General features: G+C 47.8%; 15 protein-coding genes. 14 read left to right on the top strand and 1 reads right to left on the bottom strand.

All coding sequences use genetic code 11. From position 1 onward, the window contains the following. Window positions 1-22: 22 nt before the first annotated feature. The 13 genes from rpsR (at window position 23) to rlmH (ending at window position 13,936) form a co-directional block, all read left to right on the top strand. Window positions 23-253: a 30S ribosomal protein S18 gene (rpsR, locus tag P402_RS0101135; protein WP_012371896.1), complete on the top strand. Its 231-nt coding sequence runs from the start codon at window positions 23-25 to the stop codon at window positions 251-253. A 137-nt stretch (window positions 254-390) separates the two neighbouring features. Then, window positions 391-2,376, top strand: a complete 1,986-nt coding sequence (locus P402_RS0101140) for a DHH family phosphoesterase (protein WP_026827042.1) — start codon at window positions 391-393, stop codon at window positions 2,374-2,376. Next, window positions 2,373-2,816, top strand: coding sequence for a 50S ribosomal protein L9 (rplI, locus tag P402_RS0101145; protein WP_012371894.1), 444 nt, complete (start codon window positions 2,373-2,375; stop codon window positions 2,814-2,816). The genes P402_RS0101140 and rplI overlap by 4 nt, the downstream gene beginning before the upstream one ends. Window positions 2,817-2,835: 19 nt before the next feature. Beyond that, window positions 2,836-4,188, top strand: coding sequence for a replicative DNA helicase (gene dnaB, locus P402_RS0101150; protein WP_012371893.1), 1,353 nt, complete (start codon window positions 2,836-2,838; stop codon window positions 4,186-4,188). A 218-nt stretch (window positions 4,189-4,406) separates the two neighbouring features. Next, complete coding sequence (locus P402_RS0101155; protein WP_026827043.1) at window positions 4,407-5,699, top strand: adenylosuccinate synthase; 1,293 nt, start codon at window positions 4,407-4,409, stop codon at window positions 5,697-5,699. Window positions 5,700-5,945: 246 nt separating this feature from the next. Further along, window positions 5,946-6,656 (top strand): response regulator YycF, encoded by a 711-nt coding sequence (yycF, locus tag P402_RS0101160; RefSeq protein WP_026827044.1) that lies wholly within the window; start codon window positions 5,946-5,948, stop codon window positions 6,654-6,656. A gap of 2 nt (window positions 6,657-6,658) precedes the next feature. Further along, entirely contained in the window at window positions 6,659-8,509 is a 1,851-nt protein-coding gene (gene walK, locus P402_RS0101165) for a cell wall metabolism sensor histidine kinase WalK (protein WP_026827045.1), read from the top strand. Next, window positions 8,506-9,822 carry a YycH family regulatory protein gene (locus P402_RS0101170; RefSeq protein ID WP_026827046.1) on the top strand — a complete coding sequence of 439 codons (1,317 nt, stop codon included), beginning with the start codon at window positions 8,506-8,508 and terminating at the stop codon, window positions 9,820-9,822. Before walK ends, P402_RS0101170 begins: the two co-directional genes overlap by 4 nt. Before the next feature lie 6 nt (window positions 9,823-9,828). Continuing rightward, entirely contained in the window at window positions 9,829-10,665 is an 837-nt protein-coding gene (locus P402_RS0101175; protein WP_026827047.1) for a two-component system regulatory protein YycI, read from the top strand. 10 nt (window positions 10,666-10,675) lie between these two features. Continuing rightward, window positions 10,676-11,467, top strand: coding sequence for an MBL fold metallo-hydrolase (locus P402_RS0101180; protein WP_026827048.1), 792 nt, complete (start codon window positions 10,676-10,678; stop codon window positions 11,465-11,467). 106 nt (window positions 11,468-11,573) lie between these two features. Then, the gene (locus P402_RS0101185; RefSeq protein WP_026827049.1) at window positions 11,574-12,866 is read left to right on the top strand and encodes a S1C family serine protease; all 1,293 of its coding nucleotides are present in this window, start codon (window positions 11,574-11,576) and stop codon (window positions 12,864-12,866) included. A 356-nt stretch (window positions 12,867-13,222) separates the two neighbouring features. Then, entirely contained in the window at window positions 13,223-13,384 is a 162-nt protein-coding gene (locus P402_RS16800) for a CxxH/CxxC protein (RefSeq protein ID WP_012371885.1), read from the top strand. Between the two features lie 72 nt (window positions 13,385-13,456). Then, complete coding sequence (rlmH, locus tag P402_RS0101195; protein ID WP_012371884.1) at window positions 13,457-13,936, top strand: 23S rRNA (pseudouridine(1915)-N(3))-methyltransferase RlmH; 480 nt, start codon at window positions 13,457-13,459, stop codon at window positions 13,934-13,936. 308 nt (window positions 13,937-14,244) lie between these two features. On the opposite strand, the gene P402_RS0101200 is transcribed toward rlmH, so the two are convergent. Next, entirely contained in the window at window positions 14,245-14,934 is a 690-nt protein-coding gene (locus tag P402_RS0101200) for a class I SAM-dependent methyltransferase (protein ID WP_026827050.1), read from the bottom strand. Window positions 14,935-15,412: 478 nt separating this feature from the next. Here P402_RS0101200 and P402_RS0101205 point away from each other — a divergent pair, with 478 nt between their 5' ends. Then, window positions 15,413-15,856 (top strand): hypothetical protein, encoded by a 444-nt coding sequence (locus P402_RS0101205; RefSeq protein WP_026827051.1) that lies wholly within the window; start codon window positions 15,413-15,415, stop codon window positions 15,854-15,856. Window positions 15,857-15,881 lie beyond the last annotated feature (25 nt).

A 15,881-nucleotide genomic window follows, 5' to 3' on the forward strand; every position in this document is an offset into this window, starting at 1 on the left:
CTCTAAAAAGGAGGTTAATCACATGGCACGTCGTCCAGGTGGAAAACGTCGTCGTAAAGTATGTTACTTCACGTCGAACCACATCACTCATATCGATTATAAAGACGTAGAACTTCTCAAACGTTTCATTTCGGAACGCGGTAAGATTCTTCCACGTCGTGTGACTGGTACTTCAGCGAAATACCAACGTCCACTTACAATCGCAATCAAACGTTCACGTCAAATGGCTTTAATTCCATACGTAGCTGACTGATTACGGTCCAGCGCTTTTCCTTTTCGAAGGAAAGGCGCTTTTTTTCGCTTCGCTTTCAACCGGTCCTGCTTTTCGGTTATAATATACAAGTTACCGAATTTTTCATACGAGTATATTTAGTATACAAGGAGGACGCGATGGGGTTAGGTCAGCAAGTATCACCTGAACGAGAACAACGCTTTTTTCGCTTCGTTCCGTATCTATTAATCGTGGCTCTACTTTTTGTCATTGCCGTCGATCACCCAATCATCGCAGCGGTTGGAGCCGTCTTGACGACGGGGCTGTTTGTCCTTCATCTTCTGGAGGAACGACGTGGTCGGAAGTCGTGGGAAAGCTACGTCGCCGGTATATCGATTCAAGTCGAAGATACCGGTCAAGATGCTTTGACGAACATGCCAATTGGAATTTTACTTTATGATGAAGACGCACGTGTTACCTGGTTCAATGATCCGATGCGTGAAATTTTTGAGGATATTGCCATGGGACACGTCTTGACGGATCTTGATCCTTTGTTCGTTGAAATGATTGGCGTCGATGAGGACCAAGCGACACTCGAAATCGGCGAATCGGTTTATCGTGTCTTTTCGAACAGCGAAAACCGGACCTTCTACTTGTTCGATATGACAGAAGAAGCACAGGTCGAACAGCAACTGGTCGATAATCAGACGGTCATCGGTGTCATTTATCTCGATAATTATGATGAGATGACACAAGGGATTGAAGATCAGCTTCGCAGTGAGTTGAACAGCCGCGTCACCCAATTGCTGAATCACTGGGCCGCAGATCACGGCACTTACATCAAACGGACCGCTTCCGACCGTTACTTTATCGTGACGACGGAAGAGAATCTGCGGATTTTGGAACGATCAAAATTTACGATTCTTGATACAGTCCGGGAAGAAACGAGTCAACGCGGCGTCCAGCTTACGTTGTCGATCGGTATCGGATGTGGCAGTGATCCGATTCCGGCGCTTGGTTTGATGGCCCAATCGAGTCTCGATCTGGCCTTAGGCCGCGGCGGCGATCAGGTCGTCATCAAACGGGACGGGAAAGTTCGTTTTTATGGTGGGAAAACCAATCCGACAGAAAAACGGACACGTGTCCGGGCCCGCGTCATTGCCAACTCGTTGCGTGATTTGATGCAGGAGTCGAGTCGCGTCCTCATCATGGGGCACCGGAATCCGGATATGGATTCACTGGGGTCCTCGATCGGGATTTTAAAACTCGCCGAGATGAACGATAAAGAAGCCCATATCATTCTTCCGGAAGCCGAAATCGGACAAGGAATCCGGCGGATGATGAATGAAATCAGTCAGGAACCGAAACTTGAGACCCGTTTCGTGAATGCGTTCCAGGCGGATCAATTGATTGATGATCAGGCGCTCTTGATTATCGTCGATACCCATAAACCTTCCCTGGTCGTCGTACCGGCATTGCTGGAGCGTTTTGAACGCCTAGTCGTCATCGACCACCATCGACGGGGAGAAGACTTTATTGAAGAACCGGTTCTCGTTTATCTCGAACCGTACGCGTCATCGACGTCAGAACTTGTCACGGAACTGATCGAGTATCAACCGACGAATCAGAAACTGGCGATGCTTGAGGCAACGGCACTGCTTGCCGGAATTATCGTCGACACGAAAGGCTTTACGTTACGGACCGGTTCCCGGACCTTTGACGCCGCTTCGTACTTGCGTTCGCAAGGCGCCGATACGGTCCTGGTGCAAGAGTTCCTCAGTCAGGATCTTGAGACGTACGTCGAGCAATCGCATATCCTCGAGCGGACGGAAGTGTACACCGCCGGGATGGCGATTGCGACGGCCGAGCCCGGTGTCATCCATGATCAGGTCCTGATCGCCCAAACAGCGGACCAGCTGTTGTCGCTCCAAGGAATCCGCGCGGCGTTCGTCATCGCGGAATTGCAGGACGGCAGGACGGCCATCAGTGCCCGTTCGCTTGGTGAAGTGAATGTTCAGCTGATTATGGAGACGCTTGGCGGCGGCGGTCATTTAACGAATGCTGCGACACAGATGACCGAATCGGTCCTGACCGTCGCAACAGAATTACGAAAAGCGATTGACCACTATTTAGAAGATGAAACAAAAGGAGAGGAAACAGAATGAAAGTTATTTTCTTACAAGATGTAAAAGGCCAAGGTAAAACAGGAGACGTCAAGGACGTCGCTGACGCATATGCAAACAACGTGTTGTTCAAAAAGAAATTGGCACGTCCCGCAACAACCGGAAACCTCAAGCAACATGAGGCACATGAGCGTAAAGCGGCAGAAGAAGCAAAACAAGCGTTACAAGATGCGCAAGCATTAAAAGAAAAGATTGAAAAAGAAACGATCATCGTCTCAACAAAAACAGGTGAGGGCGGTCGTGTCTTCGGATCCGTTACAAGCAAACAAATCGCGGATGAGTTGAAACAGATGGGTTACAAGATCGACAAACGTAAAATCGAACTTGAGCACCCGATCAAAACACTGGGTGTGACGAAAGTACCATTGAAATTGCACAATGAAGTCACAGCAACGTTAAACGTCCAGGTTAAAGAAGCGTGAGTAGAAAAGGGGACCGGTGATGAGTGATGTAATGCAAAATACGCCCCCCCAGAGCATTGAGGCGGAACAAGCCGTCCTTGGGGCGATCATGATCGATGCGGATCGACTGATCAGTGCGTCCGAACGATTATTGCCACAAGATTTTTATCGTGCGGCCCACCAACGCATTTTTGAAACGATGCTTGTGTTGTCGGATCGGGGAGAAGCAATCGACCTCGTGACCGTTACGGCAGAACTCAGTACGCTGGGTATTCTCGAGGAAGTCGGCGGATTACCGTACCTCGGTGAACTGGCGGAAGGTGTTCCGACCGCAGCCAACATCAACTATTACGTCAATGTCGTCGATCAAAAGTCGACATTACGCCGATTGATCCGGACCGCCAATGAAATCGTCACGGATGGTTACGAACGGCAAAATGAGGTCGACGTCCTGCTGAATGAAGCAGAGCGGAAGATTCTCGAAGTATCACAAGGAAAAGGCAGTGCCAGCTTCATTCCGATTTCCGATGTCTTGACGAGTGCTTATGCGACGATCGATAAATTGCATAAACAAAGCGGCGAGACGACCGGTATTCCGACCGGTTTCCGGGATCTCGACAAAGTAACGGCCGGATTCCAGCGCAACGATTTAATCATCGTTGCCGCCCGTCCGTCTGTCGGGAAGACGGCCTTCGCCTTGAACATCTCACAAAACGTCGCGACCCGTGCCGATGAGAATGTCGCCATCTTCAGTCTTGAGATGGGAGCGGAGCAGCTCGTCATGCGGATGCTGTGTGCGGAAGGCAATGTCGACGCGCAGCGTCTCCGGACGGGACAGCTCGAAGATGAGGACTGGGGTAAGTTATCGCTCGCGATGAGCAGCTTGTCCCAAGCCGGGATCTATATCGACGATACACCGGGTATTCGTGTCAACGACATCCGGGCGAAATGCCGTCGTCTGAAGCAGGAACACGGTCTCGGGATGATCATGATTGATTATCTCCAACTGATTCAAGGGAACGGCCGTTCCAGCGATAACCGGCAACAGGAGGTCTCCGAGATCTCCCGGTCCTTGAAGTCACTGGCCCGTGAACTCGAAGTTCCCGTCATTGCGTTATCGCAGCTGTCACGGGGCGTCGAGAGTCGGCAGGACAAACGGCCGATGATGTCCGATATCCGGGAATCAGGAGCGATCGAGCAGGATGCCGATATCGTCGCTTTCTTGTACCGCGATGATTACTACAACAAAGAAACGGAAGATGCTAACACGATTGAGATCATTATCGCGAAACAGCGGAATGGTCCGACCGGTACCGTCAAACTCGCTTTCCGGAAAGAATTCAATAAGTTCGTGGATCTCGAACCGAACAATTCCTATGCACCACCCGCCTAAACGGCTTAAAAACGCTTCCGTCTTTCGAGACAGAAGCGTTTTTTTAATCGTTATGTTTGAATATCTTGAAGAGAAAGGAAAAAAATGAATTAAAACCGTCTTTTAAACGAACGAAAAAGAATTGTAACATTTAATTGTTCGGTATTTGGTTGACTTCTGTTTTTTTCCGCGTTACACTTAGTCGTGGTTTTGAATCGTACGTGGAGGTGGATGAGAATATGTCATCAGTAGTAGTAGTCGGAACACAATGGGGCGACGAAGGAAAAGGAAAGATTACCGATTTTCTTTCGAAAAAAGCCGATGTCGTTGCTCGTTATCAAGGTGGAGACAATGCCGGACATACAATCGTATTTAATAATGAGACGTATAAGTTACACTTGATTCCATCTGGAATTTTTTACTCAGACAAGAAATGTGTCATCGGGAACGGCCTTGTCGTCAACCCGAAATCGCTCGTCAAGGAATTGAAGTATCTGCACGATCGTGGTGTTTCAACGGATAACTTACTGATTTCCAATCGGGCGCATGTCATCTTGCCGTATCATCAGTTGCAAGATCAACTCGAAGAAGAAGAAAAGGGCGACGCGAAGGTCGGAACGACGCTTAAAGGAATCGGACCGTGCTACATGGATAAAGCAGCACGAATCGGAATCCGGATGGCTGATTTACTCGACAAAGAAACATTCGCTGAAAAATTAAAAATCGTTCTTGAGCAAAAAAACCGGATGTTCACGAAGATGTATGATGCGGAAGCGATCGCTTTCGACGATATCTTCGAAGAATACTACGCGTACGGTCAAGAGTTCGCGAAGTATGTCTGCGATACATCGGTCGTCGTCAACGACAGCCTCGATAAGGGCGAAAAAGTACTCTTCGAAGGGGCACAAGGTGTCTTACTCGACCTTGACCACGGGACGTATCCGTTCGTCACGTCATCGAACGCATCAGCCGGCGGTGTCGCTTCAGGTGTTGGTGTCGGTCCAGCACGGATCGATCACGTCGTTGGTGTCTGTAAAGCGTACACGTCACGTGTCGGTGATGGTCCGTTCCCGACAGAACTGTTTGACGAAATCGGTCATCAAATCCGTGAAGTCGGTCGTGAATACGGAACAACGACAGGCCGTCCACGCCGTGTCGGCTGGTTCGATTCAGTCGTCGTCCGTCACTCACGCCGGACAAGCGGTTTGACAGATCTTGCATTGAACTCAATCGATGTCCTGACAGGAATCGAGACGCTTAAAATCTGTACGTCGTATGAGTTTAACGGCAAACAGATTGATGAGTATCCGGCGAGTTTCCGTGATCTCGAAGCATGTGTCCCGGTTTATGAAGAGTTACCGGGCTGGAAAGAGGATATCACGCACATCCGTAAGTTTGAAGATCTGCCGATCAATGCGCAGAACTACGTTAAACGGATTGCAGATTTGACGAATATCTCACTCGTGACATTCTCGGTAGGACCGGGTCGTGAACAAACGGTCGTCCTTCGTGATCTGTACGAAGAAGCTTAATGGTTGAAAAGCAGCAGTTCCAGATTTGAGATCTGGGGCTGCCTTTTTTCTTCTCTGATTAAGCGAAATCATTCACAAAATGAAGTGAACGAGCGTATACTAAAGGTAATGTTTCACGTGGAACGCATGACGTGAGCGTATGATGAAGTCAACAGAGTGGCGTCGGGAGTTTCCGTCGCCACCTTTCTATATGCCTGAAAAACAGGTAAAATAGATTGAATAGAAATTTTTAAGGGGGAACACCCAGTGACGGAACGTAAAATCCTCGTCGTCGATGACGAGCAACCGATTGCCGATATATTAAAATTTAAATTAGAAAAAGAAGGTTATAGTGTCGCCGTAGCAAATGATGGAGTGGAAGCACTCGAGAAAGTCGAAGAGTTTAAACCCGATCTCATCCTGCTCGATATCATGTTGCCATTGATGGATGGAATGGAAGTTTGCCGGGAAGTCCGAAAAACATCAAAAGTCCCGATCATCATGCTGACAGCAAAGGATTCTGAAATCGATACGGTCCTTGGCCTTGAGCTTGGTGCAAATGATTACGTCACGAAACCATTCAGCTCGCGCGAACTATTAGCACGGGTGAAGGCACACTTACGTAACGTCAATACGGTCGAAGCGACACCGGCAAATGCAGGACCGGGTCCATTGAAAGTGGGAGAACTGTATATCGATACGAATTCTCATACCGTCACACGACAAGATCAAAAAATCGAACTGACACAACGTGAGTTTGAACTGTTGCATTACCTGGCGAAAAACATCGGGCAAGTCATGACTCGTGAACACCTGCTTCAAACGGTGTGGGGATATGACTACTTCGGTGATGTCCGGACAGTTGACGTAACGGTACGCCGTCTGCGTGAAAAAGTCGAGGATAATCCGAGTACACCGATCTATATCATGACCCGCCGCGGTGTCGGCTACTATCTCCAAGACGGGGAGAATGAATAACGATGTTAAAAGGAACGAACTTTTTCAAATCGATCCAGTGGAAACTTGTCGTCATTTATGCGTTGTTGATCTTAGTCGCGATGCAAGTCATTGGGGTTTACTTCGTTCGTTCCCTTGAAAAACAGTACATTACGAACTTCTCAAAATCTGTTGAAGACCGGGCCGGACTTGTCGCGTACAATGTCGGGAAGGAATTCGATAAGACAGGCGATGATGAGGCCTCCAAACGGCAGTTGTCTGAATCTCTTGGACAACTGCTGTCTGAGTTTAGTAGTGGCTCGACGTCAAGGAACGATATTCTCGAAGTACAAATCATTGATCAGGACTCGATCATTCAAGCGACGTCTGACGAAGACAATCAGTCGGCGGTCGGACAACGGGCGACGAATTCATTGATTAAAAAAGCACAGGCCACGAGTTCCTCTCGTGTCGATACCGTCCTCGATCCGACGACGGAAGACAAGATTCGGATTTTTGCAGTCCCCGTCACGTCCGAACGGACAGGGGCGACGACCGGGATGATTTACGTCCGGGCGTCGATGGAGTCAATTTATTCGCAAATGCAGCAAGTCACAAGGATCTTAGCAACGGGGACAGTGATTGCACTTGTCATCACCTCGATTCTCGGTGTCCTGTTATCGCGGACGATCACCCGGCCGATTTCGGATATGCGGCGCCAGGCGATCGAGATGCGACGCGGGAACTTCTCGCGGAAGGTTAAGGTCTATTCCGATGACGAAATTGGTCAGTTGGCACGTTCCTTTAACGAACTGACTGATGAATTACTCGAAGCGAATGCGACGACGGAAGCCGAAAGGCGGAAGTTGACGAGTGTCCTCGAAAATATGACGGATGGTGTGATTGCGACGGACCGGACATTACGTGTCATCCTGATGAACGATCAAGCGAAGGATATCGTTGGTGTCGATGAATCCGGTATCGTCGGGACGAACTTAAAGGATTTACTCGCTCTCGGAGACGACTTTATGATTCCGGAAGACGGGACGATGCCGCCCCGTCTGCTCGATTTCAGCAGCGAGGATGAACTGTTCCTTGTCCGGGCCTTCTTCTCACCGGTCAAAAAGCACAGTGGACCGATTACCGGGATGATTATCGTCCTGCATGACGTCACGGAGCAGGAACAAGTCGAGCAGGACCGCCGTGAGTTTGTCGCGAACGTCAGTCATGAACTCCGGACACCGCTGACGACGATGCGGAGTTACCTTGAAGCCTTGGCGGAAGGTGCCTACCAGGATGAAGAACTGGCGCCACGGTTCCTGGAGACGACACAAAACGAAACGGAGCGGATGATCCGCCTCGTCACCGATCTGTTGCAACTGTCGAAAATGGACAGTAAGGAATACAAGATGAACAAAGTCCGGTTTGATTACATTCAATTCTTAAATGATATTCTCGACCGTCATGATATGACGAAACCGGAACGGATTCAGTTCCGCCGGAAAATCATGAAACGGAAAGTCTACCTCCGCGGGGATCAGGATAAGTTGATCCAGGTCGCGGATAATATTTTAACGAACGCGATCAAGTATTCACCGGAAGGCGGTACGATTACCGTCCGGACGATGTTACGGGCGAAACGAATCGTCATCAGCATCAAAGACGAAGGGGTCGGGATTCCAAAAGCGAACCTGCAGAAAATCTTTGAACGTTTCTACCGGGTCGATAAAGCACGGGCACGGAAGATTGGTGGAACCGGACTGGGTCTTTCGATTGCTAAAGACGTCGTTTCGGCACACGGTGGTGACATTTGGGCAGAAAGCGAATGGGGACGCGGGACAACGATTTACTTTACACTTCCATATGAGGTGATCGAAGAGGTGGATATCGGATGACGAAACAGCGACTGAAATCCATCGCTTTGATTCTTTTGGTCAGTGCTTCGATTGTCCAGACCGCCATGTTATGGACGTATCATCCGAGCAGCGAGTCGATTGAACAGGAACAGGTATCGTTTAATGAAATCGATGCCTCAAAGACGGTCGAAGGAAATCAGCTGATCAATCCGGAGCTTGTCATCTATTCGAACGGCGAAAGTGCCTACCAGACCCAAATCATCGGTCGGACGATCCTGAACCGGATCGGCGCCTCGTTTGATGTCGGTGTCCTGGTTTTGACCGATAAGGCGTCGAATATTCCGGTCAGCAAACGGAGTGTCGAGATGATTTTCCCGACGCCGATCAGTTCAAAGATGCTCGAGGAGTTGCTCGGGGAAAAACAAATTGCGATGTCGGAGCCGATCAAACGGCTCTATCTGCTCGATTATGAAGGACCGATTCTTCGACTGGAGTCGACGACGGGACGATTTAAGGACTTTAAATTAATCGGGGATGAGACGGTCTTAAAACGTCTATTCGCCTATGATAAGAAAAAACCGATGACGAAAGTCGAGCTCAAGGGCGGTGACTACACGTATGTCCCAAGCGGCGCGACGAAACTGGAAGAAGTATTCGTCTACGATGATGTTTCGCAGGATCCGAAGCCGCTCAGCCGGATCGAGAGCGCATTCTTTACGGAAAACTCGAACGTGCAGCAAATCAAGAGCCGGGATGACCTGGACGTTTTGACGGACGGTGTCAGTGTTTCGACCTACGACCGGGATTATAATGCGTTCCGTTTTAATACATTGTCTCCGAACACCCAAACCTCGTCCGTCGATTACAGTACAATCGTCAGTTACATCAACATCCACGGCGGATGGCTCGATCCTGTGACACAACGCAGTGGCTTCCGCTATTACTTTGATCAGATGTCGAAAGCAGAAGAAGAACAGGCGGCGACATTCCGATTATATTTGAACCGATATCCGATTTTTGGTGAAACAGGACCGTTACTTGAACAACCGGACTTCGATCTCGCGACCATCAAAGTAACGTTCGAAGAAAATCAGATCCGTTCGCTTAGTCGCAGTATGATTCGGGCGGAGCGGAAGTTGTTGCTCCGGGAAACGACATTGCCATCCATCGATCAGATTGAAAAACAGCTTCAATCCGCCGACATGTTGGATGAGATTTCCGGTATCCGGATGGGATATGAGATGACGTACGAAATTGAAACGAGTCGTTATGCCTTGTTTAAGCCAAATTGGTTCGTCAAACAAAACGGAAAATGGACCACGGTTGATCAAGCTATCGGAAAAGAGGGATAATGTTTCATGGATTGGAGTAAAGCAAAAACGTTACTGATTTTGACGTTCCTGATCCTGAACGCCTATCTTGCCGTTCAGCTGATGGACCGAATGATTGATCCCCGAATCGTCACGACGAATGCGGACGGGAAAACTGTTTTGAAAGAACGAAAAATTGATGAAAAGAAACTGCAGACCGTCTCGAAAGAAATTGGTTATTTGACGGCGGAAGTTGATACGAGTTCATTGATTCCAAAATCAGGATCCCCGATTCAAGATGCCGTCACGTCTGTCAAAAATCAAATCGAGTGGTCGGTTCGTCTGACGAAACCGTTCCCGCTCGAAGCAAAAGCAATGCGTGATTCGGCGACATCGTTTGTCCAGTCGTCGGCTGCATATGGCACAGACTACACGTTTTGGAAGTATGACAGCAAACACAATGAGATGACCTTTGTTCAGACGTATAAGGAACAACCGTTATACTCGACACCGCAACAGTCGCGGGAGGATGACGCGATGATTGGTCCGTCGTTACTTGTGCTCCAGTTGAACGAGCAGAAGGAAGTCGTCAGCTACAAACAACGCCACTTAAACAAAGTCGTCCGTCAGGCACAGGATGTCACGTTATTATCGGCGAGTGAGTCCGTCATTCAACTGTCGGAGCAGGGCTTGTTCCCGGCCTCAAAACGAATGACGAGTCAAAAGCTCGGCTACTTCTGTCTTGTGACGGAAGGAACGAAATCGGTGCAGATTTTACCGCCGACGTGGCAGATTGAACTGAACGGAGAAGAACTGTATTTCGTCAATGCGATTGACGGCGGAGTCCAGACCATCGAACGGCTTGATACCGTTTCAGAGAAATGAGGAATGCACGATGAGCCTACACTACAGCGTCCTTGCCAGTGGCTCGACGGGGAATGCCCTCTATATCGAAAGTGAACAGACCCGCCTGCTCGTCGATGCCGGTCTGACCGGCAAAGCGATGCTCGCCCTGTTCGACCAGATTCACCGGTCACCGGAAAAAATCGATGGCTTGTTCGTCACCCATGAACATTCGGATCATATTAAAGGTGTCGGCATCATGGCCCGGAAGTACAACATCCCGCTTTATGCGAACGAAAAAACGTGGGCAGCGATGGAAGCGAAGATTGGCAAGATTGACCCCGCACTGAAGTTCCTCTGGGAAGTCGGGGAGGTCAAACAGTTCGGTGATATCGAGGTCGAATCGTTTAACGTCAGTCATGACGCGGCCGACCCGATGTTCTTCCAGTTCGCCCACGACGGAAAACGGCTCGCCCATATTACGGATACCGGCTACGTCTCGGACCGGATGAAAGGTGTCATCCGCGGCGCCGATGCCTATATTTTTGAAGCGAATCACGATATCGGGATGCTCCAGATGGGGCATTACCCGTGGAGCGTCAAACGGCGGATTCTCGGCGATTACGGACACGTCTCGAACGAAGATGCGGCGATTGCGATGAGCGAAGTGCTCGATGACCGGACGAAACGGATCCACATGGCCCACCTGAGTAAGGACAACAACATGAAGGAGCTGGCCCGGATGAGTGTCTCCCAGACGCTTGCGAGCCGCGACGTCGACCTCAGCAAGATTCAGTTACTCGACACCGATCCGGTCATTCCGACACCGCTTTTGAAGCTCTGATTATGGGAAATTACTGAATATGCTCAAAAGACCCCCACATTTGGCTAACTCGCCACGTGATGGGGGTATACTTGTGTAAAGAGAGTTTAGAAGGAGGCGTGTGTCGATGGATCGACCAGAAGAACCACGGAATGAATCAGATCAGCCTTACGCATCGACCGATGAGACGAGCGGCTTTCCGCCACGGCGGTCCAGTGAAGATGAGCCGGTCAGTCCCTATCGTGAACCATATGAAGAAGAACCGCAGGAACCAAAACGCCGTGGCGGCGGGAAGGCCTTTTTTGTCGGCTTGATCGGCGGGATCATCGGGGCGCTGTTGATTGCCTTGATCGCCTGGCCGTTCGTCCGTGACGAAATGACAAGTCCGACGCCGGTCTCAAACGCGACGCCGGAACAGGCCGCGACAAAGGCGACGGAATCAGAAAATGATATTGTCGGTGCCGTCGGTCAGACGAAAGAAGCGGTCGTCAGTGTGACGAATCTGCAAAGTTCATTCCAGGGTGCCGATCAGGAGACCGGTGCCGGATCGGGTGTCATCTATAAAAAAGACGGCAACAAAGCGTACGTCGTGACGAACTATCACGTCGTTGAAGGGGCGAGCCGTCTGTCGGTCACATTGTCCGACGGAACGGCACTCGAAGCAAAAGTGCTCGGAGAAGATCCGACGTACGATCTAGCAGTCCTGTCGATTGATGCGTCAAAAGTGACACAAGTCGTGAAACTCGGGGATTCGGATACGCTGCGTGCCGGAGAGACGGTTCTTGCAATCGGGAATCCGCTCGGAATCTTTGCGAACTCGGTCACACGCGGTGTCATCAGTGCCCAGGAGCGGACAGTTCCTGTCGATACGAACAAGGACGGGCAGCAGGACTTCAACACTGAAGTCATTCAGACCGATGCCGCAATCAACCCGGGTAACTCAGGCGGCGCACTGATCAATACATCCGGTCAATTGATTGGAATCAACTCGATGAAGATTGCGGAAGCAAGCGTCGAAGGTGTCGGCTTTGCGATTCCAATCAACGAAGCCTTGCCGATTATGCGTGATCTCGAACAAAACGGTGAAGTGATTCGCCCGCAACTCGGGATTCAGATTCGTGACGTTCAGGAATTCCCAAGCGGGTTCCGGGAAGATCGTCTGAAGTTACCGAGTGACGTCAACCGCGGGATTGTTGTCGTCGGTTTGACGAAAAATAGCGGAGCAGCAAAAGCAGGGATGAAAGAAAATGATGTCATCGTTGAGATCAACGGAAAAGACATCCGATCATTTGCCGATTTAAAAAGTGTCCTCTATCGTGACGCTAAAGTCGGCGACAACGTCAAAGTGACATTCTACCGGGGCGGCGAGAAACAGACACTTGATGTCAAACTGTCGGCGCAAGCAGCGACGGTACAATAACAGATTCAGATCAACTACTCGTATACGTGCGGGTAGTTTTTTTTGCGTAGAATGGACTGTTGTTCTCATCGTGATTCGCTGTCACGCGCTTTCCTCAGGCGAGGAACAAGCCGCGGGATTCTTGCCTGTCGGCGTCGATGCCCGGGTCTCGTTTTCCTCTGACAGCGCGGGCGAGCCGCGCTTTTTCCTGTAGGAGTCGCGTGCAGCGGACACGATGAAGAAATTGGTGGTGAGGTAAGCGGATCAAGAAGTAACTCCAAAGAGGAGGTGTGGATAACTTTTTTCAGTGAGGGAAGTCAATTTTTGTTATACTGGTAGCGGATAAATGTGGATAACTTAAAAGGAGGAAAAGACCTGTGGATAAATATGTCTGTTTAGAACATGTCGAGTTAGCGCTCGACGAAGTAGTCGATGAAACGGAAGAGTATCCGATTTTGGAAGAGGTGCCGGCAGAGAAAAACGTCACGTGTGAGTACTGTGACCAGCCCGCGACATATCTTGTGTCAAGCAAAAAATAATTATCAACATGTGGACATGTGGATAACTCTGTGGATAACTCCTGAATTTTCTGTCAGAAAGCGAGAAAAATGATGCAAATTACCATTATCACGGTCGGAAAGCTGAAAGAGAAGTACTTGAAGCAAGGGATTGCCGAATATACAAAACGTCTTGGCGCCTATTGTTCGATTCAAGAAATCGAGGTGCCGGACGAAAAAGCACCGGAACAACTAAGTGACGCCGAGATGCAGCAAGTGAAGAAAAAAGAGGGCGAACGGATTTTAGCGAAGATTGGACCGGACGTTCATGTCTATGCACTTGCTATCGAAGGAAAGCAACGGACGAGCGAACAGTTTGCGACAGAACTCGACCGACTAGCAACGTACGGCAAAAGTAAAATCGCGTTTGTCATCGGTGGATCACTTGGTCTCGCACCGGAAGTCATGCAACGGGCAAACGATACGATTTCGTTCTCGAAGATGACATTTCCCCATCAATTAATGAAGATGATTTTGTGTGAGCAGATTTACCGGGCGTATCGGATTAATCGGAATGAACCGTACCATAAATAAATGAGGTTTCTCAAAAAAATTCCCGTGACAATAAATAGTGAGTTCTAAAAGTCAGAAAGACGACTTTTGAGAATAGTCCTTTCTCCACCTTAAATATAGTTATAACGAAGAAGCACCCAAAAGCTATACGATAAGCTTTGGGTGCTCTTTTTTGTGTCTAACAACGATTTTAATAGCTTGTGAATTAGAATCAGAGATGAAAAAAGAAAAATGTAGATCTGCAATGGTGTGCGGCAGAAAATGGACGCAATTATTTCTTTCGTTATTCCAGTTTGATTCTATACATCGCACGTATTTTAAGAGATTAATTACTTTAACTCAGCTGCCCAACCACCAATTTGATATGCAGAGTAGAATTTGACAATGTTCTTGAATCCCGCCTCATCAAGTAATTCTAGTATTCTTTCTTCTGGAATGAGGGACATTTTAAGAATTCTTTGTACGTCCTCACTCTTCTCGGGGTCCACCCCATTACTTCGAAAACGCTCTTTCCAGGCTGTAAAATTTTTCTGGAATTCAGTAGATTCTTTGTCTCCAAATATACTTACAAGAATAAAGGCAGCTCCATATTCTAGCCGTTTAGCTACGCTCTTTAGCAAGTTTAGTTTAGCTGTATCATCCGGCAGGAATTGGAGAACCAGGATGCAAGTAGCCATATCAAATTTAATATCAGTCGGTAATTCATGAACAAATCCTTGGTGTAATTTGACACGGTCTTCTGTACCTGCCCGTCTTATTTTATGCGAAGCAATCTTCATCATTTGGTCGGAGGGATCCACTCCTGTAAGAAACCAGCTAGGATAGAGTTGACTAAAGTAAAGCAACTCAGCTCCTCCTCCAGCTCCAACAACTAGGAGATTTGGAGACGTTTTTTTTGGTTGATAAAAAAAAGAATCAGACATCGGAAATAATTGATCATAGGCAGGAACTGCTAAACGAATAAATGAATCATATTGTAAAGCAAAATCAGAGTTGAAATCGGGCTGGCCATTATTCATGATTAACCTCCTAAGATTTCAGATGTCGTTCATGATACCAAGGAAATTTTATCCATCCCCTTTAGAAAGAATCAAATCATTCTCTTATTTAGCATAAGAATTTTGAATTATATTTTTTAGGATAGGATGTTGATGCTTTACACCGACTCATCTGGCTTTAATATTTGTTCTGCAGTCGTTGAATACAGCAGAAAAGGTAAAAGTATCTTGTGTAATAGAAGAAGTATTTAAAATATTTCCCGTAACCATAAAAACTAAACAGTAAAACAATAAATGAAATTGTATTTGTTAAGTGAGAAAAAAATCTCATTTAGATACCATATGGAGAGCAGTATTATAAATAAATACATTTAACATAAAGACCACATCAAATGTTTAATGGGATTTAATATTGTCTTTTGTGTTTTGTAAAAAAGGAGTAGCCCTTTTGGCAAGAAATTATTAAAAACAAAAACAAGAAATATACTGGAGGTCACTCATGAACTGGATCGAACTAAAAGAAGAATCGGAAATCAAGGAATTACTTGAGGACTTTGGTTATTTTCATGATGGCTGCTTGAAGGAAATGCATATGTGGACCGAAACATATGTCGAAGAGAATCTGAACATGAACGCTCCTGGCGAATTAGATACGAACGTCAAACTGTTGTTTCAACGTCAGTTTAAAAACCCGTCTGTAATTGAATTATGGTTTGAAGGTGTAACCGGAATGCATATCCTTCCGACAGCAGAAAATTTTGCCTCGATATTGTTTGAGGCTGTTATTTTAAAACAGAATAATACTTACTACTGGTCAGATGATATTGATTTTGATCCGAACGAGATCGAATATAATGCAAGCTGGATATCTGCTAAGAATCTTAGATGGAGAGAAAGAAATGATTGGATGGGAAAACAAAATCGATATGGAGCTAGCGAATAGATTGATTTATTTTTTACAGGAAAAC

It is taken from the genome of Exiguobacterium sibiricum 7-3 (assembly GCF_000620865.1).
GTDB lineage: Bacteria > Bacillota > Bacilli > Exiguobacteriales > Exiguobacteriaceae > Exiguobacterium_A > Exiguobacterium_A sibiricum_A.

Bases quoted from the DNA above. Each gene is read 5' to 3' on its own strand.
- rpsR (WP_012371896.1), top strand. From the start codon at position 23: ATGGCACGTCGTCCAGGTGGAAAACGTCGTCGTAAAGTATGTTACTTC.
- P402_RS0101140 (WP_026827042.1), top strand. From the start codon at position 391: ATGGGGTTAGGTCAGCAAGTATCACCTGAACGAGAACAACGCTTTTTT.
- rplI (WP_012371894.1), top strand. From the start codon at position 2,373: ATGAAAGTTATTTTCTTACAAGATGTAAAAGGCCAAGGTAAAACAGGA.
- dnaB (WP_012371893.1), top strand. From the start codon at position 2,836: ATGAGTGATGTAATGCAAAATACGCCCCCCCAGAGCATTGAGGCGGAA.
- P402_RS0101155 (WP_026827043.1), top strand. From the start codon at position 4,407: ATGTCATCAGTAGTAGTAGTCGGAACACAATGGGGCGACGAAGGAAAA.
- walK (WP_026827045.1), top strand. From the start codon at position 6,659: ATGTTAAAAGGAACGAACTTTTTCAAATCGATCCAGTGGAAACTTGTC.
- P402_RS0101170 (WP_026827046.1), top strand. From the start codon at position 8,506: ATGACGAAACAGCGACTGAAATCCATCGCTTTGATTCTTTTGGTCAGT.
- P402_RS0101175 (WP_026827047.1), top strand. From the start codon at position 9,829: ATGGATTGGAGTAAAGCAAAAACGTTACTGATTTTGACGTTCCTGATC.
- P402_RS0101180 (WP_026827048.1), top strand. From the start codon at position 10,676: ATGAGCCTACACTACAGCGTCCTTGCCAGTGGCTCGACGGGGAATGCC.
- P402_RS0101185 (WP_026827049.1), top strand. From the start codon at position 11,574: ATGGATCGACCAGAAGAACCACGGAATGAATCAGATCAGCCTTACGCA.
- rlmH (WP_012371884.1), top strand. From the start codon at position 13,457: ATGCAAATTACCATTATCACGGTCGGAAAGCTGAAAGAGAAGTACTTG.
- P402_RS0101200 (WP_026827050.1), bottom strand. From the start codon at position 14,934: ATGAATAATGGCCAGCCCGATTTCAACTCTGATTTTGCTTTACAATAT.
- P402_RS0101205 (WP_026827051.1), top strand. From the start codon at position 15,413: ATGAACTGGATCGAACTAAAAGAAGAATCGGAAATCAAGGAATTACTT.